24 protein-coding genes and 1 tRNA gene are annotated in these 20,143 nt (G+C 36.3%); 3 read left to right on the top strand and 22 right to left on the bottom strand.

Annotated features, from left to right (window positions below):
- Positions 1-173 precede the first annotated feature (173 nt).
- The 3 genes from MKY78_RS15520 to MKY78_RS15510 form a co-directional block, all read right to left on the bottom strand.
- Entirely contained in the window at positions 174-1,457 is a 1,284-nt protein-coding gene (locus MKY78_RS15520; protein ID WP_186871525.1) for an IS110 family transposase, read from the bottom strand.
- Between the two features lie 99 nt (positions 1,458-1,556).
- A complete protein-coding gene (locus tag MKY78_RS15515; protein WP_339213959.1) occupies positions 1,557-1,826 on the bottom strand; it encodes a phage holin family protein in 270 nt (89 codons plus the stop codon).
- Between the two features lie 48 nt (positions 1,827-1,874).
- Positions 1,875-2,168, bottom strand: coding sequence for a hypothetical protein (locus MKY78_RS15510; RefSeq protein ID WP_339213957.1), 294 nt, complete (start codon positions 2,166-2,168; stop codon positions 1,875-1,877).
- 206 nt (positions 2,169-2,374) lie between these two features.
- On the opposite strand from MKY78_RS15510, the gene MKY78_RS15505 reads away from it, so the two are divergent.
- A complete protein-coding gene (locus tag MKY78_RS15505) occupies positions 2,375-4,033 on the top strand; it encodes an IS1182 family transposase (protein WP_339213384.1) in 1,659 nt (552 codons plus the stop codon).
- Here the strand turns inward: MKY78_RS15505 and MKY78_RS15500 are convergent.
- From MKY78_RS15500 to MKY78_RS15465, 8 genes are all read right to left on the bottom strand, one after another.
- Positions 4,019-4,714 carry a hypothetical protein gene (locus MKY78_RS15500; RefSeq protein ID WP_339213955.1) on the bottom strand — a complete coding sequence of 232 codons (696 nt, stop codon included), beginning with the start codon at positions 4,712-4,714 and terminating at the stop codon, positions 4,019-4,021. The two genes, MKY78_RS15505 and MKY78_RS15500, sit on opposite strands and share 15 nt — an antisense overlap.
- 167 nt (positions 4,715-4,881) lie before the next feature.
- Positions 4,882-5,022: a hypothetical protein gene (locus MKY78_RS15495; RefSeq protein ID WP_339213953.1), complete on the bottom strand. Its 141-nt coding sequence runs from the start codon at positions 5,020-5,022 to the stop codon at positions 4,882-4,884.
- A gap of 24 nt (positions 5,023-5,046) precedes the next feature.
- Positions 5,047-5,493 carry a peptidase G2 autoproteolytic cleavage domain-containing protein gene (locus tag MKY78_RS15490; protein WP_339213951.1) on the bottom strand — a complete coding sequence of 149 codons (447 nt, stop codon included), beginning with the start codon at positions 5,491-5,493 and terminating at the stop codon, positions 5,047-5,049.
- Between the two features lie 86 nt (positions 5,494-5,579).
- Entirely contained in the window at positions 5,580-5,777 is a 198-nt protein-coding gene (locus MKY78_RS15485) for a hypothetical protein (protein ID WP_339213949.1), read from the bottom strand.
- A 101-nt stretch (positions 5,778-5,878) separates the two neighbouring features.
- The gene (locus MKY78_RS15480; RefSeq protein WP_339213947.1) at positions 5,879-6,445 is read right to left on the bottom strand and encodes a hypothetical protein; all 567 of its coding nucleotides are present in this window, start codon (positions 6,443-6,445) and stop codon (positions 5,879-5,881) included.
- 302 nt (positions 6,446-6,747) lie between these two features.
- Complete coding sequence (locus tag MKY78_RS15475; RefSeq protein WP_339213945.1) at positions 6,748-6,897, bottom strand: hypothetical protein; 150 nt, start codon at positions 6,895-6,897, stop codon at positions 6,748-6,750.
- A 295-nt stretch (positions 6,898-7,192) separates the two neighbouring features.
- Positions 7,193-7,966, bottom strand: coding sequence for a hypothetical protein (locus MKY78_RS15470; RefSeq protein WP_339213943.1), 774 nt, complete (start codon positions 7,964-7,966; stop codon positions 7,193-7,195).
- Between the two features lie 371 nt (positions 7,967-8,337).
- Complete coding sequence (locus MKY78_RS15465) at positions 8,338-8,514, bottom strand: hypothetical protein (RefSeq protein WP_339213941.1); 177 nt, start codon at positions 8,512-8,514, stop codon at positions 8,338-8,340.
- A 498-nt stretch (positions 8,515-9,012) separates the two neighbouring features.
- Here MKY78_RS15465 and MKY78_RS15460 point away from each other — a divergent pair, with 498 nt between their 5' ends.
- Positions 9,013-9,441: a tyrosine-type recombinase/integrase gene (locus MKY78_RS15460; protein WP_339217934.1), complete on the top strand. Its 429-nt coding sequence runs from the start codon at positions 9,013-9,015 to the stop codon at positions 9,439-9,441.
- A gap of 105 nt (positions 9,442-9,546) precedes the next feature.
- Here MKY78_RS15460 and MKY78_RS15455 read toward each other — a convergent pair.
- Positions 9,547-9,622: transfer RNA gene (locus tag MKY78_RS15455), tRNA-Arg, on the bottom strand.
- Between the two features lie 255 nt (positions 9,623-9,877).
- On the opposite strand from MKY78_RS15455, the gene clpP reads away from it, so the two are divergent.
- Entirely contained in the window at positions 9,878-10,465 is a 588-nt protein-coding gene (gene clpP / locus MKY78_RS15450; RefSeq protein ID WP_186870571.1) for an ATP-dependent Clp endopeptidase proteolytic subunit ClpP, read from the top strand.
- A gap of 96 nt (positions 10,466-10,561) precedes the next feature.
- Here clpP and MKY78_RS15445 read toward each other — a convergent pair whose 3' ends face one another.
- From MKY78_RS15445 to MKY78_RS15400, 10 genes are all read right to left on the bottom strand, one after another.
- A complete protein-coding gene (locus MKY78_RS15445; protein WP_339213939.1) occupies positions 10,562-10,816 on the bottom strand; it encodes an HPr family phosphocarrier protein in 255 nt (84 codons plus the stop codon).
- A gap of 104 nt (positions 10,817-10,920) precedes the next feature.
- Positions 10,921-11,868, bottom strand: coding sequence for a DNA-binding protein WhiA (gene whiA / locus MKY78_RS15440; RefSeq protein ID WP_186870573.1), 948 nt, complete (start codon positions 11,866-11,868; stop codon positions 10,921-10,923).
- Positions 11,869-11,886: 18 nt separating this feature from the next.
- Positions 11,887-12,846: a YvcK family protein gene (locus MKY78_RS15435; protein ID WP_186870574.1), complete on the bottom strand. Its 960-nt coding sequence runs from the start codon at positions 12,844-12,846 to the stop codon at positions 11,887-11,889.
- Positions 12,847-12,849: 3 nt separating this feature from the next.
- Complete coding sequence (rapZ, locus tag MKY78_RS15430; RefSeq protein WP_186870653.1) at positions 12,850-13,707, bottom strand: RNase adapter RapZ; 858 nt, start codon at positions 13,705-13,707, stop codon at positions 12,850-12,852.
- 334 nt (positions 13,708-14,041) lie between these two features.
- A complete protein-coding gene (trxB, locus tag MKY78_RS15425) occupies positions 14,042-14,992 on the bottom strand; it encodes a thioredoxin-disulfide reductase (protein WP_339213935.1) in 951 nt (316 codons plus the stop codon).
- A gap of 78 nt (positions 14,993-15,070) precedes the next feature.
- A complete protein-coding gene (locus MKY78_RS15420; protein ID WP_339213933.1) occupies positions 15,071-16,081 on the bottom strand; it encodes a hypothetical protein in 1,011 nt (336 codons plus the stop codon).
- A 147-nt stretch (positions 16,082-16,228) separates the two neighbouring features.
- On the bottom strand, positions 16,229-17,890 hold the full coding sequence (locus MKY78_RS15415; RefSeq protein ID WP_339213931.1) for an FAD-dependent oxidoreductase: 1,662 nt from the start codon (positions 17,888-17,890) through the stop codon (positions 16,229-16,231).
- Between the two features lie 143 nt (positions 17,891-18,033).
- Positions 18,034-18,564 (bottom strand): acyltransferase, encoded by a 531-nt coding sequence (locus tag MKY78_RS15410; protein ID WP_339213929.1) that lies wholly within the window; start codon positions 18,562-18,564, stop codon positions 18,034-18,036.
- A gap of 3 nt (positions 18,565-18,567) precedes the next feature.
- The gene (gene ppaX / locus MKY78_RS15405; protein ID WP_339213927.1) at positions 18,568-19,203 is read right to left on the bottom strand and encodes a pyrophosphatase PpaX; all 636 of its coding nucleotides are present in this window, start codon (positions 19,201-19,203) and stop codon (positions 18,568-18,570) included.
- Positions 19,178-20,137: a nucleoside recognition domain-containing protein gene (locus MKY78_RS15400; RefSeq protein ID WP_339213925.1), complete on the bottom strand. Its 960-nt coding sequence runs from the start codon at positions 20,135-20,137 to the stop codon at positions 19,178-19,180. Before MKY78_RS15400 ends, ppaX begins: the two co-directional genes overlap by 26 nt.
- Positions 20,138-20,143: the final 6 nt, after the last annotated feature.

Raw genomic sequence — 20,143 nt, 5'->3', positions numbered from 1 at the left:
CATGTCTCTCCGGATCGTATCCATACTTTCCTTCGTCCTGCGTATCCATGAGGTGGAGGTTGGAAATGCTCCTATGCTGGGTCTAATGCCCGAATGGATAATATATACTCCAACTCTGCACTATTGGTGTTTGTATGAGAACTAATAATCGTATTTGATGTGTTTCTAAAGGCTTAAGCAGCCTGTAATGCTTCCTTTTGTGACAATCCTCTTAATAACTTAGATCCATCAAACTCACATTGTCTTTGGCCAATGACAAATAATACACGTAATAACTTACAACACAAGGCAATGAGTGACTGTTGCTTTTTCAATGGTTTTTCAGACCGTGTTGTATAGTGTTGATGCAGGGCTTTAAACGTTGGATTATGGGCAACTAGCGGACGAATAGCTAAATATAGGGCTCTTCGCAAACGACTTCGTCCTCTCTTAGTTATCCGTGTTTGACCTTTAAACTTACCAGAACTATGTTCTCGTAAAGATAGCCCTGCTAAATTGACTAATTGTTGAGGGTGTTTATATTTCGTAATATCCCCTACTTCAGCGAAGAATAGAGCCACGGTTGTGGATCCAAGCCCTGTAATATTCATCATTTGTTTAGCACCAGGTAAAGTCACGACAAGTGATTCTAACTCTTTGTCTAACTCCTCTAACTGTTGCTTATAAAGTTCATATTGATCGAGTAAACAGTCCAACTCGCGTCGGGCAAACTGAATACCAATTTGAATGCCGATACTCTTTTTTGCGACTTCTACTAGCTTTGTTGCTCTTTTAATTCCCACTCCTCGTTTAACGAAGGGCTTCCACTTCATCACCACATCTTCTGGTGACAATTCCTTGATTTGAGACGGAAATGGAAACAGTCGTAATGTACAGTAAGCTGCTTTTCCTTCCCAATCACCAAATACATCAAAGAATTCCGGAAAATAGCGTTGAATATGGTTTTGGATACGCCCTTCAGTGATCATCAGTTGGTTGATAAGTTGATCTCGTAATTTGACGCCTTCTCTTAATTCGGCATAAATGCCATCTAAGAGATTTGGTACAGAGTATCGCCCATCTTTAATCAACTGACCTATCACACGGGCATCTTTCGTATCATTTTTGGTAGGGGAATTATCATCAAGTTCTTTACTTTTCTTTACGTGCATAGGATTTACGACAACAAAATCGTATCCTTTCGCTACTAAAAAGTAAGCTAGACTAAACCAGTAATGGCCAGTAGGCTCGACACCCAGAATGACATAATTTTTGTCATTTTCCTTTCGAAGGTTCTCTGCCCAATTTACTAGTTTTTGAAAGCCATGCATTTTGTTTTCAAAGATCAAGCGTTTCCCGAATTCAACACCTCGGTCGTCTTGAGCACGAGCTACGTGTTTGTCTTTGGCAATATCAATGCCTACAATGAGTGTTGAAGGTGTGATTTGAGAGATTTTTTGATTTTGTGTATAATTCATTATTGAGTCCTCCTTGGTTACTTAAATTAAGGGTCCATTTTTGCTTCGAAGCTTTGGACACCTCGTATGATACCAAGAGGGCTCTTTTTGTTTCAATCCTCAAATTTCTTCATTACAGGAATGCTCCTTAATATTTTTTACTAATTCAAATGCTCCTGTACTTGCTAATCCGGATGCTAGTCCACCTAAAAGTATCTCTGGTGTAAATTCTCCTTGGTTAATCCAAACGTTTAACACAACCCCTAATACAGCCATTACCAAAGGAATGTATTTATTAGGTATAAAATCTAAGCTGTTTTTGATGATAAAACCGATTCCTAGACAGATTGCTAAAACGATTATTACAACGTAATCCAATAACATTTCCATGTATGTCACCCCCTTTAAAGAAAAATAAAAATAGCCCTGTTCCCAGGACTAATCTTCTAATGCATCTATTCGTTTATGAGCTTGCTTTGCTGATTCTTCAACTCTGGTTATTCGTTCGCTATGCTGTGCAATCTGCTTTTCATTCGCTTTTAAATCGATGCGAATGTCATCAACACCTCTACTGATATAATTGAGTTGCGTTCGAACTTCAGCATCTTGATTCGCTTCTTGTTTAACTCCTTTTACCTTGTCGGATTGTCTTTTATCTTTATTCAATTGATAGGCTTGAAAGGAGATAATCAACCCTAAAATTGCGATTATTACTGTGATTTCAACACTCATCATCTTCCCCCTAATTTTGTAATTAAAAGAAGAGGCTGGGACAAAACCCCAGTAAATTAATATAAGCATGGTCCTTACCAACGTTTTAACGGTAAGGACCATGCTTATTATTTTTTGCACGCAATTTTCTGATATTAAAGTAAACAAAAAGGACACCATCTGATAAAATTAAAGTACGACCAATAACTTTTTTCGGAGGTGTCCTTATGTCGTATTATAACATGAAACAAGTTGTATTACCTATGGATTTGGAAGTTAGATTAAAAGAAAATGACATTGCCTTTGCCATTAATGATTTAGTAGAAAGTATTCCAGAAAGTGCTCTTGAACCACTTAGAAAAGATACAGGTCGTCCGCCATATGCTTCGCGGATGATGTTGAAAATTATCCTTTGTGGTTATACGCAGTCTGCCTTTTCGGGCAGGAAGATTGAAGCCTTATTAGAAGATAGTGTACGAATGATGTGGTTATCTCAGGAGCATCAACCAAGTTACAGAACGATTAATCGCTTTCGTGTGCACCCATTAGCGAAAGGGTTATTACGTGAGTGCTTTGTACAGTTTCGATCTCAGTTGGTAAAGGAAGAAGTAATTGAAGAAGAGGCTATTTTTATTGATGGCACAAAGATTGAAGCCAATGCGAATAAATTCACATTTGTATGGCGAAAATCGGTTGAAAATTATAGTGAAAAACTAATTGAAAAGTCCAATCAAATGTACGATGAGTTAATTGAGAAGCGAATCATTCCTGAAATAGAACGGGACGATTTCGAAGAGCTTTCGGTTGAAGAAATGAAAGAAATTGTGGAAAAACTGAGTGAAAAAATTGAAGCATACGACAAGGAAATTGAAGCGAGTGACGTTGGTGTTGAGCGGAAACAGCTTCGTTCCGAGCGAAAAGCACCAAAACAATATCGTAAGCAATTTGAAGATTTTATTGAGCGGAAACAAAATTATCAAAAGGATATGGAGATTTTTGAAGACCGCCATAGTTACTCAAAAACAGATCATGATGCCACATTTATGCGGATGAAAGATGACTATATGGGAAACGGACAACTGAAGGCTGGATATAATATTCAAGTTGCGACGGAAGGCCAATATGCGCTCGCTTATGATGTGTTTCCAAATCCAACCGACACCCGTACGTTGATTCCCTTTTTGAATACGATTGAAGAACGCTTCTTTGAACTACCTAAATATATCGTGGCAGACGCAGGGTATGGTAGTGAACAAAACTATGAAGATATTATGAATAATAGAAATAGAACACCTCTTATTACATATAATCAGTATCGAAAGGAGAAGAAAAGAAAACACAAAAACAATGCTTTTCATGTAGACAATTGGGAATACAATGAAGAGGATGATGCATTCATTTGTCCGAATGGAAAGAAATTATTATTCAGCCATGTGTCCCATCGAACCGACAAATACGGATTTAAACGCGAATTTAAAGTCTATGAATGCGAAGATTGTTCCGGATGCCCTTTACGCTCCATGTGTACAAAGGCGAAAGAGGGAAACAATCGAAAAGTATATCTCAATGAAAAGTGGGAATCTCAAAAAGAATACGTCAGGGAGAAGCTTTCAGACGAGAAAACTGGTGAAATTTACGGTAAACGTAAAATCGATGTGGAGCCAGTCTTCGGATTTCTGAAGGCTAATTTGGGTTTCACTCGAATGTCTGTTAGAGGAAAAGAGAAAGTGATAAATGAATTAGGATTTGCGCTTATGGCGGTAAACTTGAGGAAGTATACCGCCAAAATGGGTAAATCTAGTTTAGGAAATGGAAATGATTTCAAAAAACTGGTTCCAAGCAATTTTCAATCGCTTAGAACCAGTTTTTTATTACTTTCTGGCTAGTTTTGTCCCAGCCTCTTCTTTGTTTTCAATTTCATACTTTGCAGCTAAGTTAAAGAAATAAACAAACCTCTTTCCGAATTCCGTGATTTTAGTTTCATCAGGTTCACTTCTTGGACTGGCTAAGCCTCGCTGAACATCAAGTGAAATTTTATTCATTTTTTTCATTATCTTAGTGTATGAAACTAACCTACCAGTACTAATAAGGTTCATACTCTCAAGTTTATTTTCTATTGTTGACTTTAGCTCCCAAAACTCTCTTTTCTCAGTAAAATGCTTTTCAAAGTCATTATGTTTAACTTTATGATACCTATATTTATTATATTCACTTGTAAAAGTTAGCAGGTATTCAATCTCAACGAATCTTAAACTTATCAATGCATCATAATAAATTAAAATTTTCGACCGGTCGTAAATTTCATTATCAATTACATGGCAAAACCCATTAAGAAAATAACTTATCTTTTGATCTTCATCTTCATCAAGTAATTGCTGTAATAAATCAGGAAAAAGAAAATCCTTTATCAAAATCTTAAAGTTCGGATCATCTATAGCTCTTACCTTTTCTGTGATATAATTTATGCCTTTTTCATGATGTTTAATTCTTTGTTGCAGTCTATGAATTTTAAAAGTTGTCAATATTTTCCCCGCTATTGGTGCTTGATCTGCAATAGTATCAAACAAAAGGTCCATTTCACTTCCGGGTTCTATCCCCCCCCATTTCTTTTACTTTATCCCAAAGTTCATTTTCCATATTATCCCCCCAATTTATATCTACTTAATTCGACAAAAGGAAGGATTTCCCTTTATTTAAGACATAAAAAGTAAACCTTTTAAAGTGTATTTTAATATTATCTAAATAAAACTTGAATAATAGATTCATTTAATCGTTTTAACACTCTATAACCATTTTCACATGATGTAGCAATACCATCATCATTTGATTTACAATAACCGTTTACTTCACAGGGTCCATCGTCACGAACAAGCATTTTCCCAAGCATTCCTACTGGATCCTATTCTTTTCTGTTTTCTCTTGGTATATATTCTTTATTAATATCAAAATTAAGATTAATCTTTGGAACATAAGCTTTTCCGGCTTCTTGAATAATGTTTCCATCATCATCTTTTTCCTCGGGAACATCAATCCAATGGTATTGAACTCTTCCCCACTCATCTGTAAGATACTTTTCATGCCAATTATCTTGATGGCTGTCACCAATTACAGAAGGATTGGCAGAAACAATACCAAGAATATATTCATCTTTTGATGATGCTTTTCTAATTTTATCGCCTTCTAATGTAACAAAATATCCAACCCTATCTTCGTTATCAGGATTGTCATCCAACCATTCAAAATACTCTGCATAGTCTGCCCCCGATGAATTAAATGCTGCTAGACCATATACCATTCCATTAAACCCTCTTGTGTTAACACTCTTCGTATTTCCCTCTTCGCCCACCTTTTTTCTTTGTCATCTACATACACCTCGCCTCCAATATTTATAATTTTCAAAAGAAAAAGCACCCGTTAGGATGCTTTTATAAATTATACTTCTCTTCTATTTCCGTGGAATCTTACTCTGCCTTCACTGGTCACTTCAATCTCTTTAACCTCAACAGATGTACCTCTTATAGTAACTACGTCTGCTTCCATCATCAGTTTCACAGTATCTAAATTAACTTGATCTGAATAAGTAGCATTTTCTATTACTGCTTCAATATCTAAATACTTTTCTAAATCCAATTCGTTCCCCCCCTTCTGCCAACAATATTCGACAAAAAGGAAGTATTTTCCTTCTCATATCCTCTAAAAAACAAATTCATTACACTATAGAACTTTGAACTCTAATGAAAATATATTTTAACCTTTTTATCTTTTTCATGATTCTCGCTATAAGTTGTTTCTTCAGCATAAGTTTCAATTATGTTTTTCACTTTAGCTAACCTATTAATTTTCCAATAGTAAACAGATATTATAAAAATTAATAAAGCCATTGACGTAAGCAAAAATTCAATAAAGCCTTCTGTATTAGTAGTGATAAGTTCGTCTAGAAACATATCAACGCTAATATCTTTTAGATTTAGTTCCTTTAAAACTTCTTCTGAAAAAGATTCTTTATTAAAATATATATTAGAACCAATATTCATTAAACCTATACTGAATGATATAAAAAAAGTGAAAAAAATTGTTACTAATGGAACAATAATCATAAGAATGGGTGTAACATTCATCCATCTCTCATGCTCTGCCTTAATTGAAGATAATAACACCTTCTTATAATTTGCATCTTCTTTTTTAAACCAATCTCCAATATTCTTTAGTCTTTCTAAATCGATAATGTCAATTGGTATCCATTTAAATCTCCTAGTTTCTCTCAAAATATATTTATAAGCACTAAAGCCATTTAACATATATTAATACTCCCCCCTTATCTAAATTACGATAAAAAGAGAATAAATTCCAATTATCTACATAATATTTATACTGCTTATACTAGATAGAACTTTCGTTCTTAATTATTAACTTACTAATAAAAATAAGAGCTCTATATTAGAGCCCTTTTACCAATTAAGAAGCTTACACGACTAGAAATTTTATTTTTCGCACGCTCAATATGTTTTTGTACAGTGCTTCAACCAATATTTAGTTACTTGGAAATTTCCGCGAATGATAATGCGTATACTGTATGCAATAAAAAACATTGCCTTTGTCTCTAAGTCATTTCCGCAAGGATATTAAAAATTACTCGCTTTTCATCTTCACTAAGCTCACGTTCTTCTGGAACAATGTCCAATGATGGAAACATGTCCATATCTTTCATCACCATTCCCTGATAAGCAGCTCTCTTATCAATCCCACGCAATCTGCTGCCTGGTTCCCTATTGGAAGAAATCTAATCAATTATTTATTGTACCGATCCTATCATGCTATTTATCTGTGTTTTTCTAGCTAATCAAGCAATGAGTCTCCTAAATTGTTTTTCAGATTATATAACTCTTGGTTACTCTGTTCATACTCCATAATTAATTTATCTGCCCAAATTTCCAGTTGTTTGCTATTCATATCCCCCCCTACAGCTTTATTATTTTAAAATAATAAAGACACCAAACAATAGCTTTAGCTATCATTCAGTGTCCTCCAGCTGGCTGGTAGAACTATTATTTTATATACATATCTGACATTAACGAGTAGGTTATTGGACTCGCCGTAATCAATACATTAAAAGGAGAAAAATATGTCAGATCCTCATATGTTTTTCTACTATCAATTGAGTCGTAATAATTTAATATAATTGATATTTTAGGGATTCTACCCATTTCAAAAAACACTTTCTTTATAATACATAAATTTAAAAACTGTATATGATTATCTGGTAGACGTATATAATTTTGTTTTCCACTTTCGATAAAAGGAATCCTAACTAAATCCTCTCTATCCTCAAAAATAAACATTTTAAAATTATCCTTAATTCCCAATTCAATTACTTTATTTCCTTTTTCATCAAAGGTTAAATCCATATTTAATTCTTTTCTAATCTTTTCATTATTGAACATTTCATTAATGTATTCTTCATCAAATTGAATTTTTGCTGTTATATACTTAGCAGGACCATTCCCAATATTTACAACTGGTAATTTAATTCCTGATCCTCTAGAGTAAAATGTTTCACTTGGATTAATATTTAATACCATATCACTTTCATCTTTACCTTGATAGTCAAAAACTGATTCTATATTATCGACATCCTTTATAAAAAGGGCTGGCTTTTGTGAATCGATTCTTTGCTCCTTCATCTCTATTAATTGTTTTTCAGCTAGTGCTGAAGATTTACTTGCCGAACGTGCGGATCTCATAGCTGCTATCGCAGCCAATAATGAACTTAAAGCAATAATAATTTGTACCCACTCTACCTTATCGAATCCTAAAAACATCAAAACTCCTCCCCCAGTCTGTTGTGACTCTGAATAGATTAGTTATTTTTTCTAGAGTGGCAAGATCGGGTTCTAGCTCTTGTCTCATATTCAGCCACTGTTTGATAAGAGATGCTTAGCAAATTAGCTAAATCTTCTCTGCTTAACTTCTTCTCTTTTCTGAGTAACTTCAATCTATATTAAATTTTATAGTTCTAATCCTCCATTACCTACTAAATTATACTATTTGTCCAAACTACAAATGTTTTTAGAAAACGTGAAAAAGAAAAGAATCTAGTGAAAGCACAAGAAATTGTAATAGAACAACTAGAAGATGCAATTAAGATAGGATATTCTGCCACAGTGGAGGCTATGGCAGAAATCTTAAAGGCTTAAGAGTTGAAATTGGTTAATTCTTGGTAAATAACTCTTAAGTCATTTGCTACCTGATCGGCGGTAAGCTGCTCAGGACCTACATCTGTACGCCCAACAGATGAATAAGACTTAGAGTTATGTTCGTACATTGCTTTCAAAACTTCAACAGCCAATTTCGCGTAGTCAGCATCCATTTTATCACTCCTTTCTGTATACAACATTCGACAGAAAAGGACTAAATTCCTACAAGGCGAAGAAATACCCAGAATTGCTTGAGATAAGTATAGGAGGGTAAGGATGAAGTTATACAAAGAAAGTCGTTAGAAACAACAGAACAAGAAGAGCTGCTAATGTGATTCTTGCTATAAAAAATCATTATAAATTATCAAGAGTGGGGGCGGTATTATGAGGTTGTAAGCTATTATTCTAAAGAAGAACGCATTAAACATCGATATAATAGCAGGAGATAAGCCTTTTGTTGTCGTATATTGTCAAGGAGAGGCGAAAATAACGTATTTACCTGAAATACTGTTGCTCCCAGAAGATACGAACATTATGAGTGATGTAAAAAAAGGAAAAAATTATGGAATACAAGAAGGTATCGTGGAGGATATAGAAGCTCTAAGGTAGATAGAAATGAAATTGAATACTGGTCAGAGGAACTTATCGCCTAAACTAAAAACATCCACTAGCTGTCAATTGATATAGATGAAGATACCATAGAATTATTAAAAAATCATAAGAAGCAACAAGATAGAAGCAAATTAAAATGTGGTCCAGATTATGAGGATACTAATTTAGTATACTGTACATCAACATGCAGGGTTATACGTCCAACTTATTTAAGGACTATATATAATCGAACCATTGAAAAAAGTGGCTTGAAGAAAATTAGTTTCTATGGTTTAAGGCATACTCATGCTACCCTTTTATTGAGAAGCGGAGTGCATGCAAAAGTAGTACAGGAACGATTAGGTCATAGATCAATACAAACAACCTTAGACATATATTCTCATGTTATTCCAGGCATACAAGAAATTGCTACAACAAGTATTCAAAAATCACTGTATCATAAAAAAGAATCGGTTCCGGAAAATGTCATTTCAATGAACAAAAAATAGCAAAAAAAATATTTCAGAATCCAAAAGTTAGAAAACTGTTAGAAAGACATAAAAGTGGCAAGGGATAAGAAACTCTCACACCCTTGCCACTATTGACTTTAAAGACGCGCCCAGAGGGATTCGAACCCCCGGCAAACCTGGTACCGGAAACCAGTGCTCTATCCAGCTGAGCTATGGGCGCATAAGGATTTAGTTAATCAAAAAACGAACACATAGGCTATTATAACGTCTGTAGACTTAATTAACAAGTATTTTTAGTTGAAAATGGTTTAATTCGTTCATCTGACGGGCATGATGGAAAATGTGCTTTTGACAATATAAACAAGATGAAATATTAGTCGAACGTTTTTGTTTGACCTTAATTGACCATTGTTATATGATAAAATTATCCAAAGATTGGATATATCCATAGGAAAAGATTAAAGGAGGAATTCCAATGAACTTAATACCTACAGTTATTGAACAAACAAATCGTGGTGAACGCGCATATGATATTTATTCCCGTTTATTAAAAGACAGAATCATTATGTTAGGAAGTGCAATTGATGATAATGTAGCAAACTCTATCGTTGCTCAATTATTATTCTTAGAAGCTGAAGATCCTGGAAAAGATATTTCCCTATACATTAACTCACCAGGTGGATCCATCACTGCTGGTATGGCAATCTATGATACCATGCAATTTATTAAATCTGATGTATCTACTATTTGTACTGGAATGGCTGCATCTATGGGTGCTTTCCTATTAGCAGCTGGTGCAAAAGGTAAGCGATATGCTTTACCTAATAGTGAAGTAATGATTCACCAACCACTAGGTGGTACACAAGGTCAAGCTACTGACATTGAAATTCATGCAAAACGCATCATTCAAATGAGAGAAAACTTAAACAAAATTCTATCTGAACGTACTGGTCAGCCAATTGAAGTAATTAACCGTGATACAGAGCGTGATAACTTCATGACAGCTGCAGGTGCTGTTGAATATGGTTTAATTGATAAAGTGTTAGAGCGTAAACCAGAATAGTATAGTAATAAGAGAGGGCAGTCCTAATGGATTCACCCTCTCTTTTTTGCTGTCTATAATGTTATCTATTTCACATACTTAACTACGTAAAGGAATTTATTTCTTGCTAACAAAAGATACCAAATGATCCAATGCTACTTCCTCATCTGATCCATCTGCTATTAATTTAATCGATTCACCAGTTGTAATCGCTAAACTCATTAGCCCCATGATACTCTTTGCATTTACTCGTTTGCCCTCTTTTTCCAAAAATAATTGCGCGGAATAGCGATTTGCTTCTTGCACAAATTGTGCAGCAGGTCTAGCCTGTAACCCCGATTCAAGCTCAACTGTAACAACTCTCTCCACCATATATCCTCATCCTCCCCCAAAGTAAGCGCAAACAACACGATGTATAATTAAAAAAATATTCATGATATTTTATTATATCATGAATATCCAAAATGACAATTAAGTTAAGACAAAATTTCGCCTTGTTTGATTTTTTCTGCAAATTCATCTATTTTCTTAAGTCGGTGATTAATACCTGACTTTGAAATTTTACCACTAGAAACTAATTCCCCTAATTCTTTTAACGATACGTCCTCATGTTGAACTCGTAACAACGCAACCTCGCGTAGCTTTTCAGGTAATGCTTCAAGTCCTACCGTTCTCTCGATCAATTTAATATTCTCAATTTGCCGGAAAGCAGCACCAATCGTTTTATTTAAATTAGCCGTTTCACAGTTCACTAGTCTATTTACGGAGTTACGCATATCTCTTACAATACGTACATCCTCAAACTTAAATAGGGCATTGTTTGCTCCAATAATACTTAAGAACTCGGTAATCTTTTCCGCTTCCTTCATATAAACAATAAATCCCTTTTTACGCTCCAACACCCTTGCACGTAAGCCAAAGGAATTTAGTAGTTCACATAACGCATCATTATGTTCTTCGCTCGTGTTGGAAATTTCTAGATGGTAAGAAGAGGTCTCTGGATTATTAATCGATCCCCCTGCTAGAAATGCCCCTCGTAAATAGGCTCTCTTGCAGCAATCTTTTTCTAAGTATTGGGGCGATATGTCTCGTACAAATGTATAAGAATCCTTCATAATGCCTAATTCTGTAAGCATTTCATGGACGTCTTCCTTAAGACGAACAATGTACACATTATTCTTCTTAAGCTTCATCTTCTTACGTACTAAAAGCTCCACCGGTATCGGTGAGAAGCTTGCTTTAATTAATGTATAGATACGTCTAGCAATTGCGGCATTTTCTGTTTGTACATCTAATGTGTACCTAAAATTGGACAAGGACACGGTACCGTTCATCCGAATAAGTGCCGCTAGCTCTGCATAAGAACAACAATCCTCAATCTCTGTAGCAGTTAGCTCTTTTTTTATTTCAGAAGCAAAGGACATTCTACTCCCTCCTTTACCTTATTTTTTTATTAATGAATACAATAGAGTAGCAATTTTTTTTGTATCGTGACGAATCGTACCTTTGGAATAATCAATGATATCGCCATCTATTATCTCTAATCCCATATCCAATAATCGTTCAATATCATATTCTACTGGCTCTGCTTTTTCTCCAGCATAGACATTACGAATCTTTGGATCAATCTGCTTTCTATTTACCACGACCGCATCAATGACATGCTTGCCAACATGATCGGTAATGGCTTGTACATGATCACTTGCTGAGAAACCTGTCGTCTCGCCATACTGAGTCATCACATTACAGACATAGACGATTTTAGCCTTTGCATGCTGTAATGCCTCACCAATATGCGGAATAATTAAATTGGGCATGATACTAGTATATAAACTTCCCGGTGAAATGACGATTAAATCAGCAGTTTCAATTGCTTTAATTGCATTTGGAAGTGGTGTTACATCTTCCGGATTTAGGAACACTCGCTTAATTTGTTTACCAGATGTAGGGATATTAGATTCCCCTTCCACAATGGTTCCATCTTTCATTTCCGCACAAAGTTTAATGTTTTCATTGGAAATCGGGTAGATTTTCCCCTTCACATTTAACACTCTAGAAATCTCTTTTATTCCAGTATAAAAATCCCCGGTGATGGATGTCATCGCAGCTAATAGGAGATTTCCCATAGAGTGGCCAGATAAATCATTTCCATTCACAAAGCGATGCTGGAAAAGTTGAATTAACATTGGCTCGACTTCTGACATTGCTGCGATAACATTGCGAATATCACCAGGTGCGGGAATGGCCATATCATTTCTAATTCTTCCGGTACTTCCACCATCATCGGCAACCGTAACTAATGCAGTTAATTTTATAGGGAGGCTTTTTAGTCCACGCAAAAGAACTGGCATCCCAGTTCCTCCGCCAATCACCACAATCCGTGGTAGCTTCTGTTCTGTCATTATTTAATGGCCCTTTCTCTTCTCAATGTCTCGATGTGTGACATGTGTAATATAGTTAGCTGCTAATTTCTTTGCGAAATACTCTGCTAGTGCTACAGATCGATGTTGGCCACCTGTACACCCAATACCTACAACAAGCTGAGATTTACCTTCCTTCTTATACTGTGGAAGCATGAATTGTAATAAATCCAACACTTTTTCCTGGAATTTCTGTGTTTCCGACCATTTGAACACATAGGAGGATACATCCTGATTTAATCCTGTTAAAGGCTGTAAGTGGGCGACATAATGTGGATTTGGAAGAAAACGCACATCAAACACTAGATCAGCGTCAATTGGAATTCCATATTTAAAGCCAAAGGATACCATATTGACAGAAAAAATTTCCTGCTTTTCTTCAGCATAGTAATTAAGGATTTTCTCCCGTAATTGTCGTGGCTTTAAATTAGATGTATCAATCACACGATGTGCACGGCCTCGCATCTCGTCAAGAATTTGACGTTCTTGCTCAATACCTTTTAATGGTAAATCACCAAATGCTAAAGGATGGGAGCGTCGAGTTTCTTTATATCGTGTAACGAGCTGCTGATCTTTTGCATCAAGGAATAAAATATGTTCATCTAGCCACTCTTCATCACTTAGCAGGTCGAGTGCTTCGAATAAGGAATCAAAAAATTCTCGGCCACGAAGGTCCATTACTAGGGCAACTTTATGAATATTGTTGGTTGAATCCCGCATTAATTCAAGAAATTTTGGTAGTAAGGCCGGTGGGAGATTGTCTACACAGTAATAGCCTAAATCTTCAAAGCTCTGAATAGCGACGGTTTTACCGGCACCAGACATTCCAGTTATAATGACCATCTTTGTCTCCTGTTCAACATTTGTCACTTGTATCACCTCATACCGTTCGCTTAGATTTTTATATATCTACATCTCGAATGTAGTTAAATTGTATACTACTATATCTATTATACATGTAATCAATTTAATGCCACAAGAATATGATTATTTTTCCTTTTTTTATGCCATCCGCGCATTATCCGACGAAATAAAAAAAATGCGCAGATGATAACCATCTGCGCCAAAACTAATCTATCTATTAAAAAGGGGGTCAATTAGTTATTCTTATTGTACCCCATAAATGTTTCGTCCGTGTTACAGACACGTTAAGATGCTTTTACTTTCAAAATACATCTTATTTTTTCGCTTTAATTTTCTCTTCTAATTCTTCAATATATGCTTGTGCTGCTTGTGCGGCAATTGAACCATCACCAGTTGCGGTTACAATTTGTCTAAGTTTTTTGTCGCGAATATCACCAGCAGCATAGATTCCAGGTATTGACGTTTCCATATTATCATTTGTTACGATATACCCTTCCTCATTCGTAATACCAAGCGTTTTAAATGGTTCACTTAACGGTACCATACCGATATATACGAAAACACCATCCGCAGGCTTTTCGTATTCTTCGCCCGTATGAACATCCTTCAATGTAACACTGCTCACTTTTCCATCAGGACCATTGATTTTTTCTACTGTTGTATTCCAAATGAAGTCTACTTTTTCATTGTCAAATGCACGTTGTTGAAGAATCTTTTGGGCACGTAATTCCTCACGACGGTGAATGATGGTTACTTTGCTTGCAAATTTAGTTAGGTAAACCCCTTCTTCAACAGCAGAATCCCCACCACCAACAACAATCAATTCTCTTTCTTTAAAGAACGCACCATCACAAACGGCACAGTAAGATACACCACGACCACCTAATTCTTCCTCACCTGGGATACCAAGTTTTTTATATTGGGCACCCGTTGCAATAATTAGGGCTTTCGTCTTGAATTGCTTAGAACCAGCATGGATAATTTTGAAATCACCTTGGTCCTCGACACTTTTTATATCACCGTATGCATATTCTGCACCGAATTTTTTCGCATGTTCAAACATTTTATTGGATAGATCTGGTCCTAAAATATGATCATATCCAGGATAGTTCTCTACGTCTTCTGTGTTAGCCATTTGTCCCCCTGGAATACCACGTTCTATCATTAATGTATCCAAGTTAGCACGAGATGCATAAAGGGCTGCCGTCATACCAGCAGGTCCTGCACCAGCAATAATTAAATCATATATTTTTTCTTCGGACATTGATAACGCCCCTTTCTGTTTCTATTCTTGGTCTATATAAAGGGTATAAGATTTACCTTTCCTCGTCTAATTAAATGCTCAAGATTCCCATGGCACTTCCTGTGGTGATAATCGTTGATGCCTTCTACAACCTTCCTCCCATAGACTGAGCGCTTTAGAAGGTTCGCCTAATTGATAGATGGTCATACTATACCAACGATAATAGGAAATGTGACTTTTCACCACTGCTTTATCAAGCATACGAAAACGTGTGAATGCTTCATCATATAATCCTGTTCGAGCTAAGGTCACTGCAATACGTAATTTTTGTTGTTCATGCATTGGATATATATTTAGTAATGCGCGTATATGCTTTTCATATTCCTCCATATAGCCTGTCTCATAGTAAAATACAGCTAAGTTCGTATGGCTATATAAGCTATTTGAGTCTTCCTTAAATAATTCTAGTTCTTTTTCAATTGCTTCTTCTCTTCTACCGGAAAAGAATAGTGCAAACGTATATTCATGGTGTGCTATCTTATGATCTGGAAATAGTAATATCATTTCCTCTAACAAAGCTAAAGCTTTATCCCACTCATTATTTTCTAAATGATGAAAAACGGTTTCTTGATATACGAGGAGTTCATCCTCTTCATCAAGCTCCCACTCATCTTCATCAAGATCATCATCAATTTCAATTAATTGCAATAATGCTTTCGCATCCTCGCTAAAATCACCATCTGGTTCTTTATCAAGATAAGATACTGCAAATTTTTTCGCATCATTTAAAAGTCCCAAATGGGCATAATTATTGGCAAGTAGATAATAACAATCTACATATTGATCTCCTGTAGACTGTAATACATTCGTTAGAATTTGATTTGCTTTATGAAAAGAGCCGGTTTCCGTATAGATGATTGACATTTGACATTGGTATAAAGGGTTATCTGGTGCAGCATCTACCGCCTTGGTGAGCCACTTTAATGCAATGTCAAACTTCCGCTTGCGAAATGATTCTACACCTTTCGCAAAGTAAAAATCACCTGTAGGGATAAAAGGGATAACATTGTTTGTCTGAGCTAATTTTTTCTTTTTTTCTACTGGTTGCATGCATATCCCCCTATTTTTTCACATATCGTTGAAAGTATACCATAATTATTTGTGGAATAACATAGTTAGTTTCTGCCTATAGAATGGAAGATTATCTATACTATAAGACCTTATCCAATCCTATATTTAAAACCTTATCCAGAGGTGCTATTCTGCAGGCTCTACCGCTTCTTTCAATAGACGCTCTAACTCATGTACAAAGTTGATATTCCGTTCCGCCTTAAAGCTTAGCTGCTTCCTCATATAGAGCATCACGCTTTCTTTATGCTCTCTTACCCAATCTATATCAAAGAACAATGCACCTGTTCTTCTAATAAAGAAATCAGTAGGTTTATAGACTAATTCATATTCTAATCCGTAACAAAGCTCGGCAAAAACGACCGCATCGATTCCCTCTTCGTCTGCCTCTAGTTTCCTTGTTTCATATAAGTTAAAGACCTTATCCACATTTGCCCCATATCTCTTCACTAATTTTCTTGCGATTTCTTCCGCAATACCTAGCTCTACACCTTGCTTTACTTTACCCTTCATAAATTGTTGGAAGCCTTTGGACCCATTTACCTCTCCACCAGAAATAGGTAATGTCTTTGTTTCAGACTGCGAATAGATGATTCCAAGCTCATCTTTTAATTGGCTTACGACTGTATCTACTGCTTGCTCAGCCATTTTCCGATAACCGGTCAATTTTCCGCCAGCCATCGAAATTAACCCTGATTTAGAAATAAAGATTTCATCCCTACGTGAAATTTTCCCAGGCTTTTTTCCATCTTCCGCAATTAAAGGCCGTATTCCTGCCCAACTTGATTCTACATCCTCCTCCTTAACACGCAGGGAAGGAAACATATAATTTATCGCCTCCAATATATAGCCACGGTCCTCTTTCGTCATAGTTGGATGGGCTATTTCCCCTTTATATGTTGTATCGGTTGTTCCAACATATGTTTTACCATCACGAGGTATAGCAAATACCATCCTTCCGTCCGGTGTATCAAAATATACCGCCTGTTGTAATGGAAACCTCTCTTGAGAAAACACAAGATGGACCCCTTTTGTTAAATGAAGATGTTTGCCATGTTTGGAACCATCTAGCTCACGCAATATGTCTACCCATGGACCGCATGCATTTATAATCTTCTTTGCATAAATATTATGAATGTCAACAGTTGTTTGGTCCTCTGCCTTTACACCGATAACCTTGCCATGATCATCATAAATAAAAGAAGTAACTTTTACGTAATTGATAGCATGGGCACCTTTTTCTACAGCCTTCTTGATAACTTCTATTGTTAATCGCGCATCATCTGTCTTATATTCCACATAGTAGCCCGCTCCTTTTAACCCATCCTTTTTAAGCAATGGTTCCAGCTGTAGGGTCTTTTCCGGTGATAGCATCTTTCTTCGTTCGCCCCGTTTTACGCCTGCTAAATAATCATAAACTCTAAGACCGATATTCGTTGTAAAAGGCCCAAACGTTCCTCCCTCATGAAATGGTAGAAGCATCCATTCAGGAGTTGTAACATGTGGACCATTTTCATAAACGATGGCACGTTCTTTCCCGACCTCTGCAACCATCCTTATTTCAAATTGCTTTAAATACCGTAATCCTCCATGTACTAACTTTGTCGAGCGGCTGGAAGTACCCGCAGCAAAGTCCTGCATTTCTAATACCGCCGTCTGTAGTCCTCGTGTAACTGCGTCTAAAGCAATACCGGAACCTGTTATCCCGCCACCAATAACCAGTAAATCTAGTTCTTTCCTTTTCATCTCTTCCATAATTTCGTTTCGATGCAGGCTTGAAAAATTCCCCATTACCGGTTCCCCCTTATAAATTGAATTACTAGTTCATACTATTAGTTCGTCTGTTACATTTAGAATGACGAATAGAAAAAACAAAGAAAAAGTGAAAAACCCCAAACATCTTTAAAGTTTGTCTTTAGATGTTTGAGGTTTTCTTATTGACTGTTATCAGAAAGAGGTGCTTGCTGGCGCTTCTCCATCTCTTCTTTTGTATAAATAAGCTTCATCGGATTACCACCAACAAAAGCACCTGCAGGCACATCCTTATGTACTAATGTACCCGCAGAAACAATTGCGCCATCGCCAATTGTAACACCAGGAAGAATGGTACTATTGGCTCCTATCATTACTTCATCGCCAATCCGCACTTCACCAAGACGATATTCTTTAATTAAATACTCATGAGCTAAGATTGTTGTATTATAACCAATAATGGAATTATTCCCAACCGAAATCTTCTCTGGGAACATGATATCCGGCATCACCATGAGCGCAAAAGCGGTATTCTTCCCAACTTTCATGCGTAAAAAGACACGGTACAACCAATTTTTCATGCGTAAAAAAGGTGTATATCTAGCAACTTGAATGACGATAAAATTTTTAACAACCTTCCAAAAGGATACGGTTTTATATATTTGCCAAAGGGAATTATTCTCTTTAACAGAATGGCGCTCTGTATTTCTCATTTCTTACACCCCAATGATTTCTAATAAATCCTTCATATCCTGTAACATATAGGTTGGCTTACATTGATTTAATACTTCTTCTCCCTTTAATGACCAAGCTACCCCAGCAGTAAATACTCCTGCATGTTGACCTGACTCGATATCATGGGTATTGTCTCCTACCATTAATGTCGTATTTGCTGCTGCATGAAGATTCTCCATCGCTCGTAGGACTGGCTCTGGGTGTGGCTTAGCATGGGTGATATCATCTAATGCAATAATCGTATTAAAATAGTCATAGATTCCTGTCAATTTCATTCCTCTTATTGCCGTTTCCCGCATCTTTGTTGTCACAATTCCGAGCTGTACGCCATGTTTTTTTAACGCTTCTAAGGTTTCCTTAACATGGGGAAAAGCTTTTACATAGCTATCGTGATGTGCCAGATTATGTTCACGGTATGTAGTAATCATCGCCTCTGCTTTATCTAAATCAATCTTTTCAAATGTTTCTTTAAGTGGTGGTCCGTTAAAGCTAACAATCTCTTCATGGGTAAATTCCAATCCAAATTGTTTGAATGTGTGGTAAAAAGACTCATTAATTAGATCATTTGTATCAATTAATGTTCCGTCTAAATCAAATAGTATGGTATGAATGTTCATCGGTGATTTCCTTTCTCTTACGCTGGTCCGATCGGTTCCAAAAGTATGCAATCGTCATGGTTAACACGATTGCCGTCACGAGCCTCATGACTAACAACGGCCATACAGGAATCCCTAAAGGAATGAAGATTAACGTGTCCTCCACTACTGCATGGCAAGATACTAGAAAAATTAACGCTAATGTCATATCTTTTTTGGACACGCCATCTTCCTTTACTGCTTGGATCATTAATCCTGCACCATAGGCAAGCCCAATCGTCAATCCAGCTACTAAGGTCATGGATGTATTTTTTTCCATTCCTAAAAGTTTCGTAATTGGGGCAAAGCCATTGGAAAGCTTTGTTAACCAACCTTTTTCTCGCAAATATTGCATTATAATCATCAGTGGTATAACGATTATAGCTAGCTGCACGACAGCAATAAACGCTGTCGTTACACCATGTAAGCCTATCTCTGTCCAACCAGTTAAGTTGGTCGTTTCCTTCGAAATGAATCCGTACTGGGCTATTTCTCCGCCACCATTCCAAACCAAATTAATGACTATTGCTGCAACTAACGCAAGCCCAATACGAACACCAACTATAATCCACCATTTAATTCCTACTTTGGAAGCAACCGCAGACTCAATGATAAGGTTATGAGAGAACGATAGCATAATCGCCATAATAAATACTTCTTTCACTGTAAAGTCAAAAGAAATGATGGCTGCGATACCAGCATACAAGTTCAAGACATTCCCTAGTACGATCGGTACAGCTGCTTCCCCTGACAGTCCAATCAAGCCCATTAAAGGACTAATTTTCTCAATAACCCAAGGTAGTACAGGAGTAAATTGCAGGATAGTAATAATTAAGGTTATTGGAAATATAACCTTCCCTAAAGTCCAGGTTGTCTGAAGGCCTTGTTTAAGACCTCGTAAAAATATACCAGACATCTACTG

It is taken from the genome of Ornithinibacillus sp. FSL M8-0202 (genome assembly GCF_037975285.1).
In the GTDB taxonomy this organism is placed as follows: domain Bacteria; phylum Bacillota; class Bacilli; order Bacillales; family Amphibacillaceae; genus Ornithinibacillus; species Ornithinibacillus massiliensis.
This window is presented reverse-complemented; position numbering and strand designations above follow the sequence as displayed.

Coding starts and splice junctions, on each gene's coding strand:
- MKY78_RS15520 (WP_186871525.1), bottom strand. CDS start 1,457: ATGAATTATACACAAAATCAAAAAATCTCTCAAATCACACCTTCAACA.
- MKY78_RS15515 (WP_339213959.1), bottom strand. CDS start 1,826: ATGGAAATGTTATTGGATTACGTTGTAATAATCGTTTTAGCAATCTGT.
- MKY78_RS15510 (WP_339213957.1), bottom strand. CDS start 2,168: ATGAGTGTTGAAATCACAGTAATAATCGCAATTTTAGGGTTGATTATC.
- MKY78_RS15505 (WP_339213384.1), top strand. CDS start 2,375: ATGTCGTATTATAACATGAAACAAGTTGTATTACCTATGGATTTGGAA.
- MKY78_RS15495 (WP_339213953.1), bottom strand. CDS start 5,022: ATGCTTGTTCGTGACGATGGACCCTGTGAAGTAAACGGTTATTGTAAA.
- MKY78_RS15480 (WP_339213947.1), bottom strand. CDS start 6,445: ATGTTAAATGGCTTTAGTGCTTATAAATATATTTTGAGAGAAACTAGG.
- MKY78_RS15470 (WP_339213943.1), bottom strand. CDS start 7,966: ATGTTTTTAGGATTCGATAAGGTAGAGTGGGTACAAATTATTATTGCT.
- MKY78_RS15465 (WP_339213941.1), bottom strand. CDS start 8,514: ATGGATGCTGACTACGCGAAATTGGCTGTTGAAGTTTTGAAAGCAATG.
- clpP (WP_186870571.1), top strand. CDS start 9,878: ATGAACTTAATACCTACAGTTATTGAACAAACAAATCGTGGTGAACGC.
- MKY78_RS15445 (WP_339213939.1), bottom strand. CDS start 10,816: ATGGTGGAGAGAGTTGTTACAGTTGAGCTTGAATCGGGGTTACAGGCT.
- whiA (WP_186870573.1), bottom strand. CDS start 11,868: ATGTCCTTTGCTTCTGAAATAAAAAAAGAGCTAACTGCTACAGAGATT.
- MKY78_RS15435 (WP_186870574.1), bottom strand. CDS start 12,846: ATGACAGAACAGAAGCTACCACGGATTGTGGTGATTGGCGGAGGAACT.
- rapZ (WP_186870653.1), bottom strand. CDS start 13,707: ATGGTCATTATAACTGGAATGTCTGGTGCCGGTAAAACCGTCGCTATT.
- trxB (WP_339213935.1), bottom strand. CDS start 14,992: ATGTCCGAAGAAAAAATATATGATTTAATTATTGCTGGTGCAGGACCT.
- MKY78_RS15420 (WP_339213933.1), bottom strand. CDS start 16,081: ATGCAACCAGTAGAAAAAAAGAAAAAATTAGCTCAGACAAACAATGTT.
- MKY78_RS15415 (WP_339213931.1), bottom strand. CDS start 17,890: ATGGGGAATTTTTCAAGCCTGCATCGAAACGAAATTATGGAAGAGATG.
- MKY78_RS15410 (WP_339213929.1), bottom strand. CDS start 18,564: ATGAGAAATACAGAGCGCCATTCTGTTAAAGAGAATAATTCCCTTTGG.
- ppaX (WP_339213927.1), bottom strand. CDS start 19,203: ATGAACATTCATACCATACTATTTGATTTAGACGGAACATTAATTGAT.
- MKY78_RS15400 (WP_339213925.1), bottom strand. CDS start 20,137: ATGTCTGGTATATTTTTACGAGGTCTTAAACAAGGCCTTCAGACAACC.